The sequence below is a fragment of the Massilia sp. P2_C2 genome, assembly GCF_056404615.1.
In genome coordinates this window covers 1-2,552 of sequence record NZ_JBFUDR010000516.1, presented here as the reverse complement: position 1 = coordinate 2,552, position 2,552 = coordinate 1, and the positions used below count along the sequence as shown (strand labels likewise).

Here is a 2,552-nt window from a genome sequence, read left to right as displayed (position 1 = left end):
CCTCCACACTCCGTGCCAGACGGCCAGAAACAGCCGGCTCACGCTCGGGTTCTATCGTCCGCCACGAAACTTTCGTAAGCGGCATACTATTAAATAAAGATCAACTGATAGTAAGAAATTACTAACGAGCTACAAAATGGCTGGCGCAGTGTCGCGCCGCGACTTTAACAAGAGTTCGATGCCGGTACGCCTGCTCCTCTGCCGCCGCTGCGTGGACCGGCTGATGTCCGATGGAGGATGGATGACTCGTAAACGCCTGCTGTGCATCGCCGCCGACGACAAGGGTGCCCGTGCCCTGTTGGGGGAGGCGATGCACGACTGGGAGATCCGCAGTGTCAGCAGTCTGGGCGACGCCGGACGTGAACTGCGTACCGACCGTTACCTGGTCGGCCTGCTCATGCACGATCGCGAGCAGCACCGGCCAGCCGAAGTGGACACTTTCCTGCGCCGCCACAGCCACATGCAATGGGTCGGCGTGTTCAATCCCCGCGATCTCGAATCGGGTCCCTGCCGCGACCTCGTGGTGGAACACCTGTGCGATTACCATACGGCCCCGGTCGATCCCGTCCGGCTGGCCCACACACTGGGCCATGCGCATGGCTGGGCGATGCTGCGCCGACGACCTTATGCCAGCGACGGCGCGGAAGGCATGGGGATGGCCCTTGACGGCACGTCCCCGTTGATCGGCCGCTGCGACGCGATCGCGCGCCTGCGGGCACAGGTGTCGCGGGTGGCCAAGGTTGCGGCCCCCGTATTGATCTGGGGCGAGAGCGGCAGCGGCAAGGAATTGACGGCACAGGCCATCCACGCGCAATCGGAACGGGCATTGGGACCATTCGTGCCGATCAATTGTGGCGCCATCGCGCCCACCCTCATCCAGTCCGAGCTGTTCGGTTACGAGCGGGGCGCGTTCACGGGCGCCACGCGCGGCAAGGCGGGCCTGATCGAATCGGCGGACGGCGGCACCCTGTTCCTCGACGAGATCGGCGACCTGCCGAAAGACCTGCAGGCAAACCTGCTGCGCTTCTTGCAGGAAAAAACCATCTGCCGGCTGGGCAGCACCCGCAACATCCGCGTCGACGTGCGCGTGATCGCCGCGTCGCACGTCCAGTTGCAGCAGGCCGTCGCCAGCGGCGCGTTCCGCGAGGACCTGTACTACCGCCTGGCCGTGCTGCCCGTGACGGTGCCGCCGCTGCGCGAACGGCGCGACGACCTGGTCTTGCTGGCCGAACACTTCTTCCACGTGTATGCGAGCGAGAAGTCGCCGCGCCTGAAGGGGTTCTCCAACCGCGCGATCGAGGCGATCCTCGATCACGACTGGCCGGGCAATGTGCGCGAGCTGATCAACCGTGTGCGGCGCGCGCTCGTCATGTCGGATGGCCGCCTGATCATGCCCGATGACCTGGGGCTGACGCGCGGGATCGCGATGCCGAGCCCGGCCGCGCTGGACGACACGCGCATGCGCTCCGAGCGGCGTGCACTGCGCGAATGCCTCGATCGCAGCGGTCATAACGTAAGCCGGGCCGCGCGCGACCTCGGCGTGTCACGCACGACGATGTACCGTTTGCTGAGCAAGCACGGCATGCGCGAGTAAGCGCGCGGACGCTTGTGGCACAAGTGGACAACACGTCCACTTTTTTTTGTGGTTTGGCGTACTCAGCTGGACAAAGTTGTACCGGAACTGAAACACATTTTCGATATTTTCGGCAAATGGGGTCGGAATGTGTCCGACAGCTGTGTAGGAAGACGCTCACAAACCCAACAAAAACAAGGAGTTAGCAAACTCTGCAGTGTGGCTGGCATCGAACGTGCAAAGAGTTGGTGGTCGGCGCTGCGGCCGACCCATCACCAACCATCAGACCCAGAGGGGAACTCGAATGAACAAGACCTTGCTCGTGACTGCTATTACGCTGGCATTCTCGCTGAGCGCCCAGGCGCAGGACACCAACAGCGCGGATAACGGCGCGACAGCCACGCAAACCACGACGCGTACGACCGACAACAGCACCAACAACTCGAACAACACGTCCGACAGCAGCGACCACAGCACCAACACGGACAACAGCAACAACAGCTCCGGCGGGGCATCTGCCTCGGCCGCCGGCGCCGCGTCCGCCAACAACGGCGGCACGGCCACGTCGAACTTCTCGAACAGCTTCAACACCTCGTCGGCCACTGCGACGGCCAACATGACCGGCTCAGTGTCGGGCAACACGATTTCCGGCATCGGCAACGTCGCCACCAACAGCGGTAACGCCAACGGTGCCTCCGGCACCGGCGGCGCCGGCGCGGCAGGTACCGGCGGGTCGGTCTCGGCCAGCACCGGCGCAGGTGGCGCCGCCAACGGCGCAGCCGGCGCAGCCGGCGCTGCCGGCGGCACGGCCACTAACGGCAGCGCCGCAGGCGGCGCTGCCAGCACCGGCAGCGCAAGCGGTGCCGCGGGCGGCAATGGCGGCACGGCCTCGGGTGCAACCAGCGGTGCCGGCGGTGCCGGCGCTGCGGGCGGCGTCGGCGGCAGCGCCGCTGGCGCCTCGGCAAACGGCGGATTTGGC

At 65.4% G+C, this 2,552-nt stretch carries 1 protein-coding gene and 1 pseudogene; both read left to right on the top strand.

Annotation, left to right across the window (positions count from 1 at the left end; genetic code table 11):
• Nucleotides 1–241 precede the first annotated feature (241 nt).
• Entirely contained in the window at nucleotides 242–1,594 is a 1,353-nt protein-coding gene (locus tag AC1DYX_RS30295) for a sigma-54 dependent transcriptional regulator (RefSeq protein ID WP_477265800.1), read from the top strand.
• 283 nt (nucleotides 1,595–1,877) lie between these two features.
• Nucleotides 1,878–2,552: pseudogene (locus AC1DYX_RS30290) on the top strand (hypothetical protein); the annotation flags it as partial.